Origin of the sequence: Pseudoselenomonas ruminantium (genome assembly GCF_900113715.1) — a bacterium.
GTDB classification, from domain to species: Bacteria; Bacillota; Negativicutes; order Selenomonadales; family Selenomonadaceae; genus Selenomonas_A; species Selenomonas_A caprae.
On the sequence record NZ_FOQK01000019.1, the window covers coordinates 1 to 19,739 of the forward strand.

The following is a 19,739-nucleotide window of genomic DNA, read 5'->3' on the forward strand; positions in this document are numbered from 1 at the left end:
ATGAGCAGGTTTGTACGAACCGTTTCTCTCGTAACAAGCACATCGCTGTAATTCGTAGCCTAATGCCGGAACAAAGCAGGCTTATCCAAACGTAGCAGAGGGCGGGAGCGGAGAAAAAGTGCACCCGCCCCCACCCAAGCTGAGCTGTAACGAGTTTATTTTAACCACGCACGAACAGACAAACTGCAATTTGTCATGGGAATCTGCGAACTTTTCCTTGCTTTCCGCATTCTTGCATGGTATAATTTTCTAGTCGTGAGACAAATATAGTTTTGAGTTGAAATGATTCGTTTCAACCTCTGCTCCTGTTCGAGCAGGAGCCAAAGACCAAAGAGGGAGGTGATTTCGTGAGAAAGTACGAAGTCATATTTATCGTTAAGCCGATGGAAGAGGAAGCTACGAACGCTGTCATCGACAAGTTCACCAAGATCATCACTGAGAATGGTGGTACGATCGATAAAGAAGATCGTTGGGGCAAGAAGCGTCTTGCTTATGAGATCAAAGACTGCGCTGAGGGTTTCTATGAACTGCTCTACGTTACGGCTGAGCCGGCATGCGTTGCTGAGTGCGAGCGCGTAATGAAGATTACGGACGACATCCTGAAGCACATGATCGTTAGATCCGACGAAGAGGCATAAGACGTATAAAGTGCACCGCAAGGTGACAGGGAGGATTTACCATGAATAAGGCAATTTTGATTGGACGTCTGACGCGCGATCCTGAGGTTCGTTATACGCAGTCTGGTGTGGCTGTCTGCACATTCACCCTGGCTGTTGACCGCCGTTTTGCCCGCAGGGAGGAGAACAACGGTCAGCCGACAGCGGATTTCATTCCTATCGTGTGCTGGCGCAAGCTTGCTGAGGTTTGTGGCAATAATCTGGTCAAAGGCCGCCGTATTTCGGTGGAAGGCCGCATTCAGGTCAGAAGCTATGATGCACAGGATGGCTCGAAGCGTTATGTGACGGAAATCATAGCTGACGAAGTTGAGTTCCTGGATTCTAGAAGCTCGGCTCCGCAGGCAGGCGGCTTCGGCGCCCCTGCTCCGGCAGCTCCGCAGCAGCCGGCTGATGCAGGTTCCTTTGGCCCGTCCATCCCTGAAGAAGAAATTCCATTTTAAGACAGGAGGGAATTACTTTGATGAGACGTGACAGAGGCAGAAGACCTCGTAGAAAGGTCTGCTCGTTCTGCGTAGACAAGGTCGAGCATATCGACTATAAAGACGTTGCTAAACTGCGTCGCTTCATTACGGAGCGTGGCAAGATTTTACCGCGTCGTATCTCTGGCAACTGCGCTAAACATCAGCGTCAGGTTACCGTTGCAATCAAACGCGCACGCAACATCGCGCTGCTGCCGTTCACTGCAGAGTAAGAGACATTTCAGGGTGTTGTACTTCGGTACAGCACCTTTTTTCTATTTTGCTTCAGCCGCAGGGAGGTGGCTCTATGACCAACAAGATTGAGACGGCGATGCGCATCTTCACAGAGCCGCGTCATTTCAAGCTTCGTTTGTTTTTGGAAGGAAATATCATCGGCATCTTCACAGGTCTGACGATTGCGCTGTTCCGTTATTTGCTGGAGCTGTCGGAAGACTACACGCCGCTTATCTATGGCTGGCTGCGGAATGATCCTGCCTGGCTGCCGGTCTGGATCTTCGCATTGCTGGTGGTGGGCTGGCTGCTTTACCGCATCGTGCAGAAGGATGGCATGACGTCAGGGTCAGGTATCCCTCAGCTCAAGGGGATGCTGCTGGGCCGTATGGATATGGACTGGGCACGCGTATTGGTGCTCAAGTTTACGGGGGCGGTGCTGGGCATTGGCGCTGGCCTGTCGCTGGGGCGCGAGGGACCCAGCGTGCAGCTCGGGGCCTGCATCGGACAGGGCGTGGGCCGGGTGACGAAGCGTTCGTTTGCGGAAAACCATTACTTGCTTACGGCTGGTGCGGGGGCTGGTCTGGCCGCGGCGTTCAATGCGCCGCTGGCTGGGGTGATTTTCTGCCTGGAGGAACTTACGAAGAATTTTTCGCCCTTTGTGCTCATGGGATCGATTGCGGCAGCTGTGACGGCGACAACGGTTACGCAGTATTTCTTCGGCATGGAGCCGGTCTTCCACATGGGTGAGATTCCCGTCGTGGCGACGGGCAGCATCTATGCCTTGCTGATTGCACTCGGGGCCTTCGTCGGTCTGCTGGGGTTGGCGTTCAACCGGATGCTGACGCGCTCGCTGGATGGCTACGACAAGGCAAGGCTTCCGCATTGGGCCAAGCCGATGGTGCCGCTCCTGCTGGCCTGCGTGCTGGGCTTTGCTTTGCCCCAGGTGCTCGGCGGCGGCAGCCGGCTGGTCGATGCGCTCGTCGTGACCGATTACTCGCTGCTGTTCCTGGTGATACTGCTGCTGGGGAAATTCTTTTTCACGATGGTCTGCTTTGGCTCCGGTGTGCCTGGCGGCATCTTCCTGCCGATGCTCGTGCTCGGCAGTGTCGGTGGTGCGATCTTTGCGAAGCTGGCTGTAGCGGCTGGGGTCATGGAGCCGGTCTGGACAGTCAATTGCATCATTTTCGGCATGGCTGCTTATTTTGCCGCGGTCGTCAAGTCGCCAGTCACTGGTGCGGTGCTTATCATGGAGATGACGGGGTCCTTTGATCATATGCTCGCATTGATACTTGTTTCGATGACGGCTTATCTGGTGGCAGATCTCACGAACAGTGAGCCGGTCTACGATATGCTGCTCAATCGCAGCCTGGCGCTGCGGACACGGATCGAGACAGCGGTGCGCCGTCATCGCATCATGAGCGAGCTTATCGTCGGCATGGGCAGCCAGCTGGATGGCGCGCTGGTCCGTGAGATCTGCTGGCCGGCTGGCAGCCTGCTGGTCAATGTGCGCCGTGGCGGTGAGGAGCTCGCCCCCAATGGCAGCCTGCAGCTGCGGGAAGGCGATTATCTCTATGTCTTGAGCGACGATGTGCACAGGGCCGCATTGGAATCGCTGGCCTTGGAAAAGTCCTCTTGATAATTTCTCGCAGATTTAGTACAATAGTCGTACAACAAGAGCAAACAATAACCTAGGTTTTCTTTTATAGGAGTGAATGAAAAGATGTTTTTGGAAGAACGTCAGGAAATTATTCTCAACATGCTTGCACGGGATGGCAAGGTTCGTGTCCGCGAGCTCAGTGAGAAGTTCAAGGTAACGGAAGACTGCATTCGTAAGGATCTTGGCGCCCTCGAAAAGAAAGGCAAGCTCAAACGTACCTATGGTGGTGCTGTACGCATCCGTGAGAACAGCCATATGGTCGAGGTCAGCAAACATCGCAATACCGATGTGGAGGCCAAGCAGCGTATCGCGCAGGCAGCTGTGAAGCTCATCCATGAGAAGGACATGGTATTCCTGGATATCTCGACGAGCAATCTGGCTATTGCCGAGCTGCTGGTCAAGATGGATCAGGATATCACGGTTGTCACGAATATGATCGATATCCTCGTCGTCCTTGCACGCAACCCGAAGATCCGCGTGGTCTTCGCTGGCGGCAAGATCAACAAGAGCCGCGATGGTTTCTGGGGCGGCATGACGCTGGATTTCATCTCGCGCCTCAAACCGGACATTGCATTCGTTGGTGCAGTAGGCGTTGATGTCAAGGAAAACAGCGTTTCGACCTATGACATTGACGATGGTATCAACAAAGCAGCCATCATCCGTCATAGCAAGAAGGCTTATGTTGTTGCTGAGGCCCGCAAGCTCAGCACGGATGGCAACTACAACTACACGACGCTTGATACGCTTTCCGGCCTGATCACGGATACGCTGCCGGCTCGTGACATCCAGGATGCGGCTGATTCTTATGGAGTTGAGATCATCCTGCCATGAAAATCACCTTTCCTGCTAGACTGAGCTGGGAAAATTTTCATACGGTAATGCTGAAAGGACTGAAGGTATATGCGTTTTACCTGGCAGTCCTTTCCCTTTTCCGGCTCTTTTTCATTGTGTATCTGCATGACTATCTGGGGCCAGCCAGTGGCACAAGTGATATCCTGCTGGCTCTCTGGCGTGGCAGCAGGCTGTCGATGCAGACGGCTGGCTGCCTGGCGCTGCTGAGCTTCCTGCCGTCGCTGTGCCTGCATTATCTGTGGCCGCGCGCCGAGCGATGGAGCTGGCGTGTCATGAACTTCATCGTGCTGGCGGTGCTGGCGGTGCTCTATGCCGCCAGCTTCCCGTTCTACCGGCAGTTCCGCATGAACTTCAACCAGATGCTCTTCACGGGGGCCAATGACGATATCTATGCGTTGTTCATCACGATGATCCAGCAGTACTGGCTGCCTGTGCGGCTGGCCGGTGCTTTGCTGCTGGCGTATGGCCTGTGGCGGCTGCTCTTGGCCTGGCTGCGCTGGACGCCTGTGGAGACGCGGCTGCGGACTGTCTGTCTGGCCACGCCTGTACGCTGGCTGGGGCGTCTGGCCTTCCTCGGGGGCATATATCTGGCCGTACTGTTGGGCATCTTTGGCGGCAGCCTTGGCTGGCAGACAGCCGTCGACTGGGAAAATGCTGGTGTCACGAAGGATGAGTTCCTCAATGAGGCCATCTTGGATAATCCGCAGGCCATTTATCGTGCCTGGGTGCTCAACAGCCGTATGCTGGCCTGCAATGGCCTGGATTTTACGGTGGAGGATATCCGCAGCCTGGCGGCAGTGCTGGCGGGGCGCCAACCCGACAGTGATAATCTCGATGTCTATCTGCAGAAGCAGGCACAGGGCGCACGTATCGATAAGCCGCGTCATGTTTTTGTCATCCTGTCTGAGAGCTTTGCCAATTGGCCGCTGCTCGATAAGTACAAGGATATCCCGATTGCGGCAGGGATGCGTGCCCTGCTGGCTGAGCCGGATACGGATTATTGCCCGACATTCCTGCCCAATGGTGCGAGTACGGTTTCGGCTGTTACCGGGGTGGTCACGGGCTTTGCCGATGCCAACCTCTATCTGACGACGATGCCCGAATCGTTCCGCGAGCCATATGTCACGGCCAGTGCGCCGCAGATGGAGAAGCTCGGCTATACGACGGATTTCTGGTATGCGGGGCCGGCGACCTGGGAGCGTATCGGTGCGTTCACGCAGGCACAGGGCTTCGATCGTTTCTACAGCCGCGGCGATTTCGGCGATGTGCCGGGAAGTGTCTGGGGCTGCGAAGATGAGTGCCTTTATGCGCAGATCCTGGCGGGGCTTTCGGATACGCCGGGCTTCCATGTCATCCTCAACGCCTCGAATCATTCGCCCTATGATGTCGATGTTGAGGCTAAGGGCTTTGACAAGGAGGCCGTGCGGGCGGCGCTGCCGCCAGAGGCACAAGCCGATGAGGAGCTTTTGCGTGAGCTTGGCCATTATTGGTATGCAGACCGCGAATTGGCGAAATTCGTCCGGGAGGTCAAAGACAGATATCCGGACAGCTTGTTTGTCATTGTTGGCGATCATGCAGACCGCTATAACATCGATAAGATGCCGTCGACTTATGAGCGTTATGGCATCCCCTTCATCATCAGCGGGCGCGGCATCCATAAGGGAACGCTATTGGCTGACTCGGCGGGAAGCCAGATCGATATCGTGCCGACAATCATCGAACTCATTGCACCTAAAGGGTTTGCTTATATGGCCATTGGCTCAAGCTTGACGACGGTGAACAAACGCGGCGTCAACTATGGTTTCTGGATCACGCGGCAGGCCATTGGCAAGGCCGATACGGTGCCATTGGTGCCGGAGGCAGTCGGCGGCGGTGCTCCGCCGGCCATTGATGACCAGGCCATGCAGGACTATATCAACGCGGTGCGCAGCCTGTCCTGGTGGAGGCCCAAGTACGGGCCGCTGCTCGATGCGGCATTGCTCAAAGACCGCTGATTGGCTTTAGCGGAAAATCTGTTATAATGTATTAGGTAACAGAATAATAGCGAGAATGGATGGAGAATGGTGAAACGATTAATTGTCAATGCCGACGATTTCGGGCGGCATGAACTTATCAATGCGGCCGTCGAACGCGGCGTGACCGCGGGCTGCCTGCGGTCGGCAACGTTGATGCCAGGCGGCAAGGCCTTTGATTCGGCTGTGGCCGTAGCCAAGCGCCATACCGAGCTCGGCGTGGGCATACACTTCACACTGGTCAATGGCTATCCTGTCCTGCCGCCAGCAGAGATCCCGTCGCTGGTGACGGAACAGGGCGTGTTCTATGATGACCACACGGCGTTCGTCAAGCGGTATATCATGGGCAAGGTGAATCTTGAAGAGGTGCGCGCCGAGCTGGCGGCCCAGTTGCAGAAGCTTGAGCAGGCGGGGCTGTCGCTCACGCATGCGGATAGCCATCAGCATATGCATACGCTGCCGGGCATCATCGATATCGTGCTGGAGCTGGCCCAGGCTGCGGGCATCAAGGCTGTGCGCACGCCGCGCACGCCGTTGTTCTGCGGGGCGTTCGGAGGCGTGGGCCAGCTGATCGGCCGGCTGGGGCTCGGGACACTGGCGCAGCTGGCGGCGGGCAAGGCCAGACGGCGCGGGCTGGCGACGCCGGAGCATTTTGCCGGCATCGTGGCAGGCGAGGCTGTGTCGGAGACGTATCTCATGGAAATCATCCGGCAGCTGCAGCCAGGCACTACTGAGGTCATGATGCATCCGGGTACGGATAACGCCGTGCTCATCCCTGCATGCGGCTGGGACCATGACTTTGAGGCTGAGCTTGCAGCCATCGTTTCGCCAGCCGTGCGGGAACTGGCAGCGGCTGGTGCGGTCGAGATCACAGATTTCCGTGCGCTCTATGCGGCGGAATAAGGAGCAAGATGGATAAGATAACGATAATTGTCCCCTGCTACAACGAGCAGGAGGTCATAGAGAAGTTTCATAATGAGGTAACACGTGTCTTGCAGGACGTGGCAGATTGCAGTTTCACGTATCTGTTTGTCAACGATGGCAGCACGGATGCGACGCTTTCCCAGCTGCAGCAGCTGGCTGCCCGCGAGGAGAACGCGAGCTACATCAGCCTGTCGCGGAATTTTGGCAAGGAAGCAGCCATGCTGGCTGGCCTCGACTATGCAGATGGCGATGCGGTCATCATCATGGACGCGGATCTGCAGCATCCGCCGGAGCTTATTCCGGTGATGATCGACTGGTGGCGCCAAGGCTATGATGATGTCTGTGCCAAGCGTACGGATCGTGCTGATGAAACCTGGTTCAAACGTCATATGGCCAATCTGTTCTACCGTTGCCTGCAGGCCGTATCGAAATTCCGGGTACAGCGCGATGTCGGCGATTTCCGCCTGCTCGATAAACGCTGCGTGGCGGCGCTGCGTCTCATGCGTGAGAATCAGCGCTTTACCAAGGGGATGTTCACCTGGGTCGGCTATCGCAAGAAGGAGATTCCGTTCCATGTGCGGCCGCGGGCGGCCGGCGCAACGACCTGGAGCTATCTGGCGCTCTGCAATCTGGCCGTTGAGGGACTGACTTCTTTCACGACGGCACCGCTGCGTCTGACTACCTTGCTGGGGCTGGGCGTATCGCTGCTGGCGATGTTCTATATGTGCTGGGTGTTGTTCAACGCCCTTTGTTATGGCGATCCCGTGGCGGGCTATCCGACCTTGATCACGGTCATGCTTTTTTTGGGCGGCGTGCAGCTGTTATCGCTGGGCATCATCGGTGAGTATCTTGGCCGCGTGTTCACGGAGAGCAAGCAGCGGCCAATCTACCTGGTCGATGAATACGATGGCCAGAAGATGATTTATGGCAGCCCTGCTGGCCGGCTGCCGCAGGTGCAAGAGAATAAGAGATAGGGGCGTGGCATTTTGTCGCAGAGTAATAATGAATTAGGGCGGAACCTGCTGGTTCTGCTGGGGATTTTCTTGGTGATGTTCATCCTGAATCAATGGATGCCGATCCATCGTGACGATTATGATTATTCGCTGATCTGGATGACTGCGGAGCACGTCAGTTCTTTCCAGGATGTCGTGCATTCGGCATACCGCCACTACTTTTTGCATGGCGGGCGCATGGTTACGGTATTCTGCCTTGATCTCTTCCTCTGGCTGGGCAAGCTGTGGTTTGACATTGTCAATGCGCTGATGTTTGTTGCGCTGGTGGTGCTCATGTACTTCCATGCCCGCCGCTCCGTCGAGTGGCGGCAGGAGCCGGTGCTCTTGGCGGCCACGGGGCTGCTGGCCTGGCTGGCCTTTCCGCATTTCGGCGAGGTAGCTGTCTGGAAGAGCGGTTCGACGGTCTATCTCTGGTCGGCTGTGCCGGTGGCACTCTTCTTGCTGCCGTATAATCTGTCACTGGCCAAGGGCCGTCCGGTGCTTGGCAGCTGGTGGCTGCTGCCGATGTTCCTGCTGGGCCTTATCGCTGGCTGGTCGGTGGAGAATCTGGCTGTCACTGTAGTTGCCTTGACCGCTGGCATCAGCTGGTATCTGCGCCGCCAGGGCGCTATGGCGGGCTGGATGCCTGCCGGCTGTATCGGTTCGCTGCTCGGGCTTATCGGCCTTGTGGCGGCGCCAGGCAACTTCGTCCGCTATGATGACCAGGGCAGCGGCAAGGGGATCCTTGACCATATCGGCAACCAGATTGCGGGTAATGCGGAAATGGTGCTCTACATCCTGCCGCTCATCCTGCTCCTGCTTTGCGCTTGGCGTGTCTTCAAGATGGTGCTGGCCGAGCGTCAGGGCGTCCAGATCGCACGCGGCGGGGCAGAGCTCAGCTATCGTCAGTGGGCACTGCTGGGCTTCATCCTGCTTTTGGTCGTGTCGTATTTCAATGGCAGCTTCGTGGCCTGGACCGTGCGTGATATCCTCTATGCCATCGTGATGGTGCCGCTGGGTCTTACCAAGCCGAAGACCATCGACCACTTTGATAATCTGTTCAAGGGCTTTGATGAGATGGCCATCTACTGGCTGACGATTTTCTTTGTCTACGCGCTGGTCAAGAAACGGCTGGGGCTGTCGGCGCCTGTCATCCGCCAGCTGGCGGAAATGGTCAAGGCGCACGAGGTTTGGCAGGCGTTCCCAGCTGTCCGTTATGCGGGGGGGCTGCTGGCCTTGGCACTGCTCAATAACCTGGTCATGCTGGCGGCGCCGACTTTCCCAGCGCGTGCGACCTTCAGCTCGGTGGCGATGATCATCACGGCGACGATTGCCATCCTGCGCGATCCCGTGATCCGTGAGTATTTTTCCGGTCATGCACGCGTTGTGCTTGGAGCTGGCGCTGTAGGGCTGGCCTTGTTTACGCTGTCGGCAGCTATGCTTGTCACGTACACGCTGCGGCAGGAAAACGATGTGCGGCTGGCCATCGTCCAAGCGGCGGCTGCCAAGGGTGAGCCCATCGCTTATATGGACCCGATCCCGCTGAAGAATCGCGCCTTGCGTCATGTATTCTTTGCCGATTTTGACAACGGCGTGACCAAAGACGGTCTGTGCAAGTATTATGGTATCAAGGACATCAAGGTAAACATGGAGAAAGATAGCCGGCGCTGATGGCCGGCCAGAGGATAGATGCAGATGATTTCGCTGGAAAAATGTGAGCTATGCCCGCGGCGCTGCGGCGTGAACCGGCGGGAACGCGTGGGTTTCTGCGGGGCCGGGGCCAGGGCGCGCATCGCACTGGTCTCGCTGCATCCGTGGGAGGAGCCTTGCCTTACCGGTGCCAATGGCGCGGGGACAGTATTCTTTTCCTACTGCAATCTGCGCTGCTGCTTCTGCCAGAATCATGAGATCAGTCATGAGGGCAAGGGGGAGGAAGTAACCGACGAGCGTCTCGCGGAGATATTCCTCGAACAGCAGCAGCGTGGGGCAGCGACCCTCGATCTTGTGACGCCGACGCACTATGTGCCGCAGATCATCCATGCGCTTGAAATGGCGCGGGGGCAGGGCTTCTCGCTGCCTGTCGTCTACAATTCGGGCGCATATGATACGGTGGAGACCATTGCGAGCCTGCAAGGCTATGTCGATATCTTCCTGCCGGACCTCAAGTATGTCGGGCGCGAAGCCGCTGCCGAATATTCGCAGGCTCCGGATTACTTTGAGCACGCGGCGGCGGCTATCCGCAAGATGGTGGAGATCGCTGGCCCAGTACAGTTCAGCGCTGATGGCCGGATGACGCGCGGCGTATTGATCCGTCATCTTGTCTTGCCAGGACATCGTCACGAGAGCATGAAGGCTCTCGACTGGCTCTGGCAGGAGTTTGGCGATACGGTGCAGCTGAGCCTGATGAACCAGTATACGCCGATGTATCGGGCGGCTGAGCACAAGGGGATGAATCGGCGGCTCACTACCTTTGAATACGAATCGGTGGTCGATCATGCACTGGCGTTGGGGATTACCCGTTGTTACGTGCAGGAAGGGCAGACTGCTTCAGAGGAATTCGTGCCGGCTTTTGATGGCCGCGGGGTCAAAGAAAGCGGACGGTAAAGGAATATATAGACAGGACAGACAGGACCGGCAGGTTGACAGGAGGTATTCTGATTAGCCTGCCGGTTTGTTATGCAGGCCGCAGGCTGATCGCAAGGAGGATTGGTTATAGATTTGCAGGAAATCGGGGTTAGATGTAGAATGAATATATAGGAGCTTAGAAATGGATTAGAATGTGATGGTTTACTATGGGGGGCATTCGTATAAATAAAGCAGAAGGAAAACGGCAAAGGGGAATGCCGGAAGGGCTGCTGTTTATTTCGATGGCGTTGCTCGTTATCGCAACGACGCTTGCGATTTTCGTATCACAGGTTCCCTGTGGGGGCAATGTCATTCCTTCCTCGCGGGGCTATGCAGCTACTGACGCTGACGGGCCGCGCGTCGTAGGGGGCTTTGTGCCGGAAACACCGCGCGGGGCACCGCCTGCCGAGCTGCGAGATGATCCGGCAGCGTCGCAGGAACCGGTTTTCCTGCGCTGGGATTTCATCAACGGTCTGTTCCTGGGGATTCTCGTGCTGGAATTCGTGATCTTTCCCATCCTGTTCTGGATGTGGTTCGGTCCAGGCAGCCAGCGTGTTGATGCCGTGGAAAAAGAAACGTCAGAGAACGAAAAAAGATGACCTTGCAGGATGCAAGGTCATCTTTTTTATGGCTGCTCTTCCGGCAGGCCGTTGGGATCTTCGGTCAAGGGATGCTGGCCGAGCATGGTCGTGAGTGTCTCGCGGCGGAAGCCGTAAGTGGAGCTGGCAAAATCCTGCTCAGGATTGTAGCGGCTCGATGGCGCGTTGAGCAGGCCGCAGATGGTATCGTAGAGCATATCGTTGGTGAAATAGCGGCTCTGATGGCTGCGGAGTGCCTGTGTGTGCCCTGGCAGTGCCTGCTGGTAGGCTGGCGACAGGTACATCCACATGGGGATGCGTACCATATCAAAGCTGAACACGTCCGGATTATGGGAGATTTCGAGGTTCTCGCCGTGGTCGGAGAAGTAGACCATCGCCTGCAGGTTCAGGTTTTTCTGTGCGTAATCGAAGACCTGCGACAGGATGTAGTCGGTATAGAGGATGCTGTTGGCATACGATGGCAGCGAGGTCACTGTGGATTCACCCTCGGCGGTCTCGAATTTGGAAAACTCGCTCGGGTAGCGGTTGTTGTAGTAGATATGGCTGCCCATGATATGTAGGACGACGAAATTATTCTTGGTCGGGTCGAGCTGCGAGAGATATTGCAGCAAGGATTCGTCGTATTTGTCGGAGAAGTTGTAGGAGTCATCGGTCCATTCCGCATGGTCGGCGGTCTTGGCGACAAGGGTAATGGCACTGTCATATTGGCCGTAGCGGCCCTGGTTGCTGAACCACCAGGTTTCATAGCCGGATTTCTTGGCTACGTCGATGATGGAAGCTGATTCGAAGAATTCCTTGCCGTTGTATTGGCTCTGCTCCGTCAGGGCACGCTGCAGCACCGGTACGGTCTGGGACCAGGAAGAGTAGGCATTGTCGAAGCGGAGGAAGCCCGGATCGCCCTGGGCGAGCTTCTCGCTGAGCCAAGGCGTGTCCTCGAAGGGGAAATCCGGCGTGTAGGCTTTCATATAGTTGCGCGAGGCAGACTCACCGATGACGAGGATGACGGTTCCTGGGGCCTTGGCGGCCAGCGTCATCTTGCTGTCGATCATGAGGCTGTTCAGGCGCTCGTCATGGCCGATGCTGTATTCCTGGGTCTGGTTGACATAGGAGATGACATCGTTCCAGAGATCGGCAATCGAGGTCTGGGGCAGATACCAGGATTGAGCATACACTGTAGCCAGCGTGAGCAACGCGAGGGCGCCCATGCGCCCAGCTGTCGGATCATCGGCGAGGGTGCGGCGTGCAAAGTCCAGATGGCAGCGATAGCAGGCATAGAGGAAGAGGCCAAAGCCTGCGAACACGAGCAGCGTCGGCACGAGGCCGAGATTCGACTGGATGAAGTCGACGCTTTCGTGGTAATTCGTCAGATAGAGTGCCATAAGGGAGGCTGGCGAGAGACAGTGCCAGAAGAGGCAATAGTAGGTCGCCTGGATGAAGGGAATCGCCAGGCCGAGAAAGTTCAGGACGGCCATGATGGCGGCGATGACCTTCCGGCAGCCGAGCCGGAAGAGGGCGCTTTCCAAGGCCATCAGCAGGATAAAGGCTGACGTGCCGACGATGAAATCAAAACAGATCTTGGACTGGTACCAAGTAGAAGAATAGGTCCAGGCGTAGAGCAGCGGGAAAGTAACACACCAGCCAATGCCAGTCAAAAGATTGGGCAGTGCTGCTTTACTGAAGATTGGCACGCGCGTGCCGTAGGGGATAAGCATGAGCCCTGCGAGGATTGGCAGCAGGATGGGCATGAAATATTGAGCGCCCATATCTTGGCCGATGTCGATGTAGAAGGCAATCAGGCAGATGAAATATACTGCTGCGGCCACAAACCAGCGGATGATATTGTCCTGGTCGATTGTTGAAAGTTTCATGTATAATCTTCTTTCCTTCTATAATACAATTGAACGGAAAAACCACTGACAATTCTACACGAAATCGCTATTTCCGTCAATTTCTGCGCGCATACGGATTGGATATATTGCGGAAACAATGCCGATATTCAAGGGCGTTCCTTGACTTTTGCCAGGGGAGTCATTAGAATTGACTATATTAAAGAAAGAAGCGAGGAGTTATTATGGAAAAAACGGATCCGTTACGCCTGGAGAATCAGTTGTGCTTTCCGCTATACGCTTGTGCGCGGGAGATCGTCAAGGCATACCGGCCGTATTTGGATGAGTTGGGGCTTACGTATACGCAGTACATCACGATGATGGTGCTGTGGGAAGAGGAAAAGATCAGCGTGAAAGAGCTCGGACAGAAGCTGCACCTTGATTCCGGTACGCTCACCCCATTGCTCAAGAAACTGGAAGGGAAGGGATATCTGACCCGTGAGCGTTCGCGCGAAGATGAGCGTGTGGTCATGGCCTGCATCACGGCTGAGGGCCGGGCACTCAAGCAGGAGGCAGCCTTTGTGCCTGCGGCCATGCGCAGCAAGGTGACGTCCTTTGACCGCAACGATGCCAAAGTCCTTTATGACTTGTTGTACCAGTTGATGGAGATTCTTGGCGAAGCCAATTGCGAAGAAAATAAAAAATAATTTTCTTGGCGTGCAAGGGCAGGAGCGGAAAGGCTTCCTGCCCTTTTTGTGTCCGTTTGTGCCCCTGGCAGTGACTTTTTGCCATTGCCAGGAAAGGGGTTCTTTGGTACAATATATACCGTTACGACAATAAACAACCACAATATATAGGGGGAGGCGGAATCGGATACCGCAGATATGGGGATATCCGGATAGTCTATGGACTTAAAGACAGTTACGAAACGTTCGGGCCATACCGTGGCCTATAATCGTGAGAAGATTTTCAATGCTATTGCCGGCGCTAACGTGGACGGCGGCAAGATGATGACTGACAAGGACATCGATGAGGTGACGAGCCAGGTCGAATGGGATATCCAGGATCGTACGAACATCAGCGTGGAGGAAATCCAGGATATCGTTGAGCAGGAGCTCATGAAATACAATTTCTATGATGTGGCGAAGAAGTACATCACCTATCGGCAGAAGCATGCCGAGCGCCGCGCGGCGCAGAAGCACCTGATGTCTTCCTACCGCGACATTTTCTTTGCTGATGCTGTGGATGTCGATCTCAAGCGCGACAATGCAAACATCAACACCGATGCGTCGATGGGCATCATGCTCAAGCTCGGTGCGGAGGGTGCCAAGCACTTTGTCGATAACTATGTGCTGACGGATGAGTTCCGCGAGGCGGACAAGGAGAACTGGATCCATATCCATGACAAGGATTTCTCGTTGATCACGTTCAACTGCTGCCAGATCGATCTGCTGAAGCTGTTCCACGGCGGGTTCTCGACGGGGCATGGTTTCCTGCGCGAGCCGAACAGCATCCGTGCCTATGCATCGCTGGCCTGCATTGCCATCCAGAGCAATCAGAATGATATGTTTGGCGGCCAGTCCATCAATGCCTTCGACTACGCGATGGCGGAGGGCGTGCGCAAGTCGTTCCACAAGGCCGTGATCGATGAGGCCTACAAGGCACTTCTGTATCAGTTCGCCTGTCGGGATTTCGGCACAGAAGAGGAGTTCAAGCTGGAATTCAAGAAGGTCATGGCTTTCGATGCGTGCCATTATACAGAAAGCTCGGAGGATGCGGATGCCGGCCGCTCGATTGCAGCTATTGAACAGGCGGTCGGGACGCTGTTGGCGGAGGTCTACCATAAGGACACCGACGGCGTGGAGAAAATGGCCAAGGTCATCTATCATCTGGCTTGTGCCGATGTCGTCGAGGAGACGCATCAGGCCATGGAGGCATTGATCCATAACTTCAATACACTGCATAGCCGCGCAGGTGCGCAGGTACCGTTCAGCTCCATCAACTACGGCATGGATACGTCGCCGGAGGGCCGCCTGGCCGTCCGTGAGGTGCTCAATGCCATCTGGTCGGGACTGGGCAATGGCGAGACGCCGATTTTCCCGATTTCGGTCTTCCAGCTCAAGGCCGGCGTCAACTATAATCCGGGCGATCCGAACTACGATTTGTTCCTGCAGGCCTGCAAGACGAGTGCGAAGCGTCTGTTCCCGAACTTCGTGAACATCGATGCGCCGTACAACCTGCAGTATTACAAGCCGGGCGACTATAACAGCGTCGTGGCGACGATGGGCTGCCGCACGCGTGTCATGAGTAATATCAACGGCCCGGAGGAGTCCGGCAGCCGCGGCAACTTCGCCTTCACGACCATCAACCTGCCGAAGCTGGCACTTGAGTCCAAGGGCGATATGGATAAATTCTGGCAGCTGTTCGACAAGTACATCAAGATCAGCCACGACTATCTGCTGGCCCGCCTGCATGTCATCGAGCAGAAGCACGTCTACAACTATCCGTTCCTGATGGGGCAGGGCGTCTGGATGGACAGCGACAAGCTGACGAATGAGGATGGCATCAAGGATGTCCTCAAGCATGCATCCTTCTCCATCGGTTTCTGCGGTCTGGCCGAGTGCCTCAAGGCGCTCATCGGCAAGCATCATGGCGAGAGCGCCGAGGCCCAGGAGCTGGGTCTCAAGATTGTCGGCCATCTGCGGGCGGCAACCGATAAATATACGGAAGACGAGCATATGAACTGGTCGACCTTCGGCACACCGGCCGAATCCACGGCAGGCCAGTTCCAGCGCAGCAACCGCAAGAACTATGGCGTGATCGAGGGGGTCACGGACCGTGCGTACATGACGAACTCCTCGCATGTGCCGGTCTACTATCCAATCAAAGCTATCGATAAGATCCGCATCGAGGCGCCGTACCATGCGCTTGAGAATGCCGGTCATATCGCCTATATCGAGATGGACGGTGACCCGACGAAGAACGTCAAGGCCTTCGAGAGCGTCGTCCGTGCCATGCATGATGCCGATATGGGCTACTTCTCCATCAACCATCCGGTCGACCGCGATCCGGTCTGCGGCTATACGGGACTCATCGAGAACGAGTGCCCGCACTGTCACCGCAAAGAGGTCGAGAAGGGCCGTTTCACGGTGAAACGAATGAAATAAGCGTCAGCTTTGGCTGATGAAAAAAGACCTGCGAGGCAATGGCCTCGCAGGTCTTTCAATTATCGTTGGCGGGATGCGTATGGTCAAGATTGGGCATGCGCAGTCCTTTGCGCAGATAGTCGCGTTGGAGAAAGAAAACGCTTTGGACGAGCTTGTCCTGTTCTCGCGGGGTCAGGCGTCCCTCCAGTGAGACGCCGACATGATAGATGGTGCCAGAGGGCACCTCGATGGGAGTGCAGCGCTCGACGAGCGCGTCAGTCTTGAGGGTGCCATAAAGCGGTACGCCCGGGATGGCGATGGCGACGCGTGACTGCAGCGGAACTTCCTCGTTGCACGCAAAGCAGAGACCGCCGCCACTCAGATCGACCAGCGTGGTGATGGTGGCGTTGCGCAGATTGCCATAGCGTCCGGGCAGCTTGACCAGCATGGGCAGGGCAATGGGGACGCGGACAAAGTGGCGCATCTGGACACGATTGACGTCCGCAGGCTTTTCCAGGCACCAGGTCATATCCTCGAGCACGGAGCTGCTGCGGAAGCTGGTGGTAAAGCGATAGACGCAGCCGTTCCCCGTGACTGCACAGTCAAGGGGAATATCCGCTGCGGGCACGTCGAGAAAGACGTCTGGGGCACAGTCGATGTGGATGGCCAGATAGCGCAGGGAAATCTCTGTGATGACTCCGTGCAGGTCAAGCCGATAGTCCTCATTATTCGTGGTGATGTGAATGAATTGTTCCTCGTGCAGCACGTCGCTTGCGGGCATGGTTTCCGTCGTCATAGGCGGTTTACACTCCAATCCTTAAACCTTTATATCATAGTACCAAAGTCCTAGTATACTGTCAATAAAAGCCTGCCTCTTTTGAGGCAGGCTTTTAAGAAAGGATTGGATATGTCACAGTGACATACTCAGAAGGTTGCCAATCATGCCATATTGCACGCTGGCCGTGAGAAGCTTGGGATTCGTGTAGGCCGATGCCAGCGTCAGCTGGTTGCCGAGCATTTTCTGCATCGACGGGAAAGCCTTGTCCTGCTGCGCGGCGGCAAAGTCGGCGTGGCTTTCAGCCTTGCCGGCAAGGCCGTTCTGGCCCAGGGCATTCTGGACGCGGCTGCCATTCTCGACGAGGGCGGCTGCAAGCTTGTCCTCATCGACAGACAATTCCCCGGTCGCACTGTCGACACTGATCCCGATCTGCTTATAGCTGTCGGCACGATATGTCGTGTCGGCAAACGTATTGGCCAAGGACTTCATGCGGTTGCTGACGCTGCTGTAGTCGCTGGTCAGGTTCAGCGCATCGTTGTAGTCGGAGACGAGCTGCTTGACGTTCTTGATGGCGCTCTTGAGCGGATCGCTATACGTCTTTGTGCCGTCTTCGGCCGTGGTGATGTCGCTCTGGCTGAAGCTGTAATCCATCTTGGCGACTGCTTTGGCCGAGCCCTTGAGATCGCTCATGGCAGAGCCAAACTGGGTCGTGAAGACCTTCTTGGCTTCGTCATAGGAGCTTACGAGCTCCGAAGCACTTGTGCTGATGCCCGAGATGGAGCTGAGGCTCGCCAGACTGCCCGATGAGCTGGCCGAAGACGTGTAGCTGGACCAGAGATCCGTCAGCGAATCCTGAGCGGCGGTCGTCTTCTTCGTCGTATGTGACGAGGAAAAAGCGTTCACGAGATTGCTCAGCGAGGATACGTTGGCCGCTGCAGTCGCAAATGCCGAACTCGTACCACCAGCACTGCTGCTGGTTTCCGTTTGGGCGCTGGACGAGCTGCTGGCGCTGCCAGACGATGTGCTGGGCGTATTGCCCGCAGCCATCTTGTACAGGGTATACGTGTTATTGGCCATGGATGAGATGGTGGACATGATGATCCCTCCTTTCTTGTGTAGTGGAGCGCACAAAACCTCCCTACTTGGTATATCGTCAAATCGAATTGAAAAATTAAGGAGATTTTCGCGTTACGATTCATTCGTGAATTATACGAATAAGCATAGTTTATTTGGGCGAATAAAACCAATAAATTTCAAACAAGGCGTGTGTTTTCAGAAAATATTTATTTTGGCAGAATATGGCGGAAATTGTTTTACTTATAGGGGCAAAACGTGTAGAATAGGAACTGTCAGAGGGATTGTTCCCTCAAATGTTCAGGCCGTGAGCAGAACCTGCCACAGCGACGCCGGGCAACCGGAGGCAGGCTGCTTGTGATAATATGGAGTAAAAAGAATAGGTGGGGATTTACAACATGTTAAAGAAGACGAAAATCATCTGCACGCAGGGACCATCCACGGAGAAACCGGGCGTTATCGATGCGCTGATTGCAAACGGTATGAATCTGGCCCGTTTCAATTTCTCCCATGGTGACCATGAGGAGCATCTGAACCGTATCAACATGGTACGCGAGGCGGCTAAGAAGGCTGGCAAGGTCATCTCCCTGGTTCTGGACACGAAAGGTCCGGAGATGCGTCTGGGCGAGTTCAAAGACGGTAAAGTCATGCTCGAGAAGGGCAACAAGTTCACGCTGACGTATGATGATGTACCGGGCGATGAGACGCATGTTTCCGTCAACCACAAAGGTCTCTATACGGAAGTAAAACCGGGTGATACGCTGCTTCTGTCCGATGGTCTCGTAGCACTCAAGGTTGATGAAATCAAGGGCAAAGACATTGTCACGACGATTCAGAACAGCGGTAAAATGAGCACGCGCAAACGCGTTGCTGCACCGGGTGTATCGCTGGGCCTGCCGCCGATTTCCGAGCAGGATGAGAAAGACATCATCTTCGGCTGCGAGCAGGACATGGATTTTGTCGCTGCTTCCTTCATCCAGCGTCCGGCTGATGTCCTGGCTATCCGTAAGCTCATCGAGGAGCACAATGGTCATATGGAGATCATCCCGAAAATCGAGAATCTCGAAGGCGTCAAGAACTTCGATGCTATCCTTGAAGTTTCTGATGGTATCATGGTTGCTCGTGGTGACCTCGGCGTTGAGGTTCCGGCTGAGGATGTGCCGCTGATCCAGAAAGAAATCATCCGCAAGTGCAACAAGGCTGGCAAACCGGTCATCGTTGCTACGCAGATGCTCGATTCCATGGAGCGCAACCCGCGTCCGACCCGTGCAGAGGTTTCCGACGTTGGTAATGCTATCCTCGATGGTACGGATGCTATCATGCTCTCTGGCGAGACGGCTTCCGGTGACTACCCGGTTGAGGCAGTTGCTACGATGAACCGCATCGCCTGCCGCATCGAGTCCGCTCTGGAGTACAAAGATCTCTTCATCGAGCGCGGCTTCGAGCATCTCCAGTCCCGTACGCGTGCAGTCGCTCATGCTACGGTACAGATGGCTTATGAGCTCGATACGCCGGCTATCATCACGCCGACTGAGAGCGGTTACACGACGAAAGTCGTTTCGAAGTATCGCCCGAAAGCAGCTATCGTTGCTTACACGCCGAGCGAGAAAGTTGTCCGTCAGCTGAACCTGCGCTGGGGCGTATATCCAATCCTCGGCACGGAGTGGAACGATGTTGACGAGATGCTCAGCAATGCAACGGCTGCCGCTGTCAAGAACGAGTACGTAAAACGCGGCGACACGACGATTGTTACGTCGGGTATCAAAGTTGACAACTCGGCTGCTGTCGGCAAGAACACGAACTCCATCCGTGTTTACGCTATCTGATAAGAATATCGGACTATTGGAAGAAGCTTCCCTGGGGGAGGCTTCTTTTGTTTTTCGAC

At 55.5% G+C, this 19,739-nt stretch carries 17 protein-coding genes; 14 read left to right on the forward strand and 3 right to left on the reverse strand.

The features are described 5' to 3' along the window. The first annotated feature begins 347 nt into the window (after nt 1–347). The 11 genes from rpsF (at nt 348) to BM181_RS10280 (ending at nt 11,030) form a co-directional block, all read left to right on the forward strand. A complete protein-coding gene (gene rpsF / locus BM181_RS10230) occupies nt 348–638 on the forward strand; it encodes a 30S ribosomal protein S6 (RefSeq protein ID WP_075429896.1) in 291 nt (96 codons plus the stop codon). Between the two features lie 41 nt (nt 639–679). Continuing rightward, on the forward strand, nt 680–1,117 hold the full coding sequence (locus BM181_RS10235) for a single-stranded DNA-binding protein (protein WP_075444643.1): 438 nt from the start codon (nt 680–682) through the stop codon (nt 1,115–1,117). A gap of 20 nt (nt 1,118–1,137) precedes the next feature. Continuing rightward, on the forward strand, nt 1,138–1,368 hold the full coding sequence (gene rpsR / locus BM181_RS10240) for a 30S ribosomal protein S18 (RefSeq protein ID WP_014425267.1): 231 nt from the start codon (nt 1,138–1,140) through the stop codon (nt 1,366–1,368). A 74-nt stretch (nt 1,369–1,442) separates the two neighbouring features. After that, nucleotides 1,443–3,005 carry a ClC family H(+)/Cl(-) exchange transporter gene (locus BM181_RS10245; protein ID WP_075444645.1) on the forward strand — a complete coding sequence of 521 codons (1,563 nt, stop codon included), beginning with the start codon at nt 1,443–1,445 and terminating at the stop codon, nt 3,003–3,005. Between the two features lie 84 nt (nt 3,006–3,089). Continuing rightward, a complete protein-coding gene (locus BM181_RS10250; RefSeq protein WP_075429890.1) occupies nt 3,090–3,857 on the forward strand; it encodes a DeoR/GlpR family DNA-binding transcription regulator in 768 nt (255 codons plus the stop codon). Between the two features lie 47 nt (nt 3,858–3,904). Continuing rightward, entirely contained in the window at nt 3,905–5,872 is a 1,968-nt protein-coding gene (locus BM181_RS10255) for an LTA synthase family protein (RefSeq protein WP_256211354.1), read from the forward strand. Between the two features lie 69 nt (nt 5,873–5,941). Beyond that, nucleotides 5,942–6,793: a ChbG/HpnK family deacetylase gene (locus BM181_RS10260; RefSeq protein ID WP_075444713.1), complete on the forward strand. Its 852-nt coding sequence runs from the start codon at nt 5,942–5,944 to the stop codon at nt 6,791–6,793. Between the two features lie 8 nt (nt 6,794–6,801). Next, nucleotides 6,802–7,788: a glycosyltransferase family 2 protein gene (locus BM181_RS10265; protein WP_075444649.1), complete on the forward strand. Its 987-nt coding sequence runs from the start codon at nt 6,802–6,804 to the stop codon at nt 7,786–7,788. A gap of 12 nt (nt 7,789–7,800) precedes the next feature. After that, nucleotides 7,801–9,477: a DUF3329 domain-containing protein gene (locus BM181_RS10270; RefSeq protein WP_256211355.1), complete on the forward strand. Its 1,677-nt coding sequence runs from the start codon at nt 7,801–7,803 to the stop codon at nt 9,475–9,477. Nucleotides 9,478–9,501: 24 nt separating this feature from the next. Beyond that, nucleotides 9,502–10,410 (forward strand): radical SAM protein, encoded by a 909-nt coding sequence (locus BM181_RS10275; RefSeq protein ID WP_082336265.1) that lies wholly within the window; start codon nt 9,502–9,504, stop codon nt 10,408–10,410. A 236-nt stretch (nt 10,411–10,646) separates the two neighbouring features. Next, nucleotides 10,647–11,030 (forward strand): hypothetical protein, encoded by a 384-nt coding sequence (locus BM181_RS10280; protein WP_075444651.1) that lies wholly within the window; start codon nt 10,647–10,649, stop codon nt 11,028–11,030. Nucleotides 11,031–11,056: 26 nt separating this feature from the next. Here the strand turns inward: BM181_RS10280 and BM181_RS10285 are convergent, their stop codons facing one another. Then, nucleotides 11,057–12,898 carry a phosphoethanolamine transferase gene (locus BM181_RS10285; protein WP_075444653.1) on the reverse strand — a complete coding sequence of 614 codons (1,842 nt, stop codon included), beginning with the start codon at nt 12,896–12,898 and terminating at the stop codon, nt 11,057–11,059. 203 nt (nt 12,899–13,101) lie between these two features. Between BM181_RS10285 and BM181_RS10290 the strand changes: the two genes are divergently transcribed. Together BM181_RS10290 and BM181_RS10295 are read left to right on the forward strand one after the other, a co-directional pair. Further along, on the forward strand, nt 13,102–13,563 hold the full coding sequence (locus BM181_RS10290) for a MarR family winged helix-turn-helix transcriptional regulator (protein WP_075444655.1): 462 nt from the start codon (nt 13,102–13,104) through the stop codon (nt 13,561–13,563). A 198-nt stretch (nt 13,564–13,761) separates the two neighbouring features. Beyond that, complete coding sequence (locus BM181_RS10295; protein ID WP_075444657.1) at nt 13,762–16,023, forward strand: anaerobic ribonucleoside triphosphate reductase; 2,262 nt, start codon at nt 13,762–13,764, stop codon at nt 16,021–16,023. Between the two features lie 55 nt (nt 16,024–16,078). On the opposite strand, the gene BM181_RS10300 is transcribed toward BM181_RS10295, so the two are convergent. Continuing rightward, on the reverse strand, nt 16,079–16,798 hold the full coding sequence (locus BM181_RS10300; protein ID WP_075444659.1) for a flagellar brake protein: 720 nt from the start codon (nt 16,796–16,798) through the stop codon (nt 16,079–16,081). 114 nt (nt 16,799–16,912) lie between these two features. Beyond that, nucleotides 16,913–17,875 carry a flagellar filament capping protein FliD gene (gene fliD, locus BM181_RS10305; protein WP_075444661.1) on the reverse strand — a complete coding sequence of 321 codons (963 nt, stop codon included), beginning with the start codon at nt 17,873–17,875 and terminating at the stop codon, nt 16,913–16,915. 377 nt (nt 17,876–18,252) lie between these two features. Here fliD and pyk point away from each other — a divergent pair, with 377 nt between their 5' ends. Then, nucleotides 18,253–19,680, forward strand: coding sequence for a pyruvate kinase (gene pyk, locus BM181_RS10310; RefSeq protein WP_075444663.1), 1,428 nt, complete (start codon nt 18,253–18,255; stop codon nt 19,678–19,680). Nucleotides 19,681–19,739: the final 59 nt, after the last annotated feature.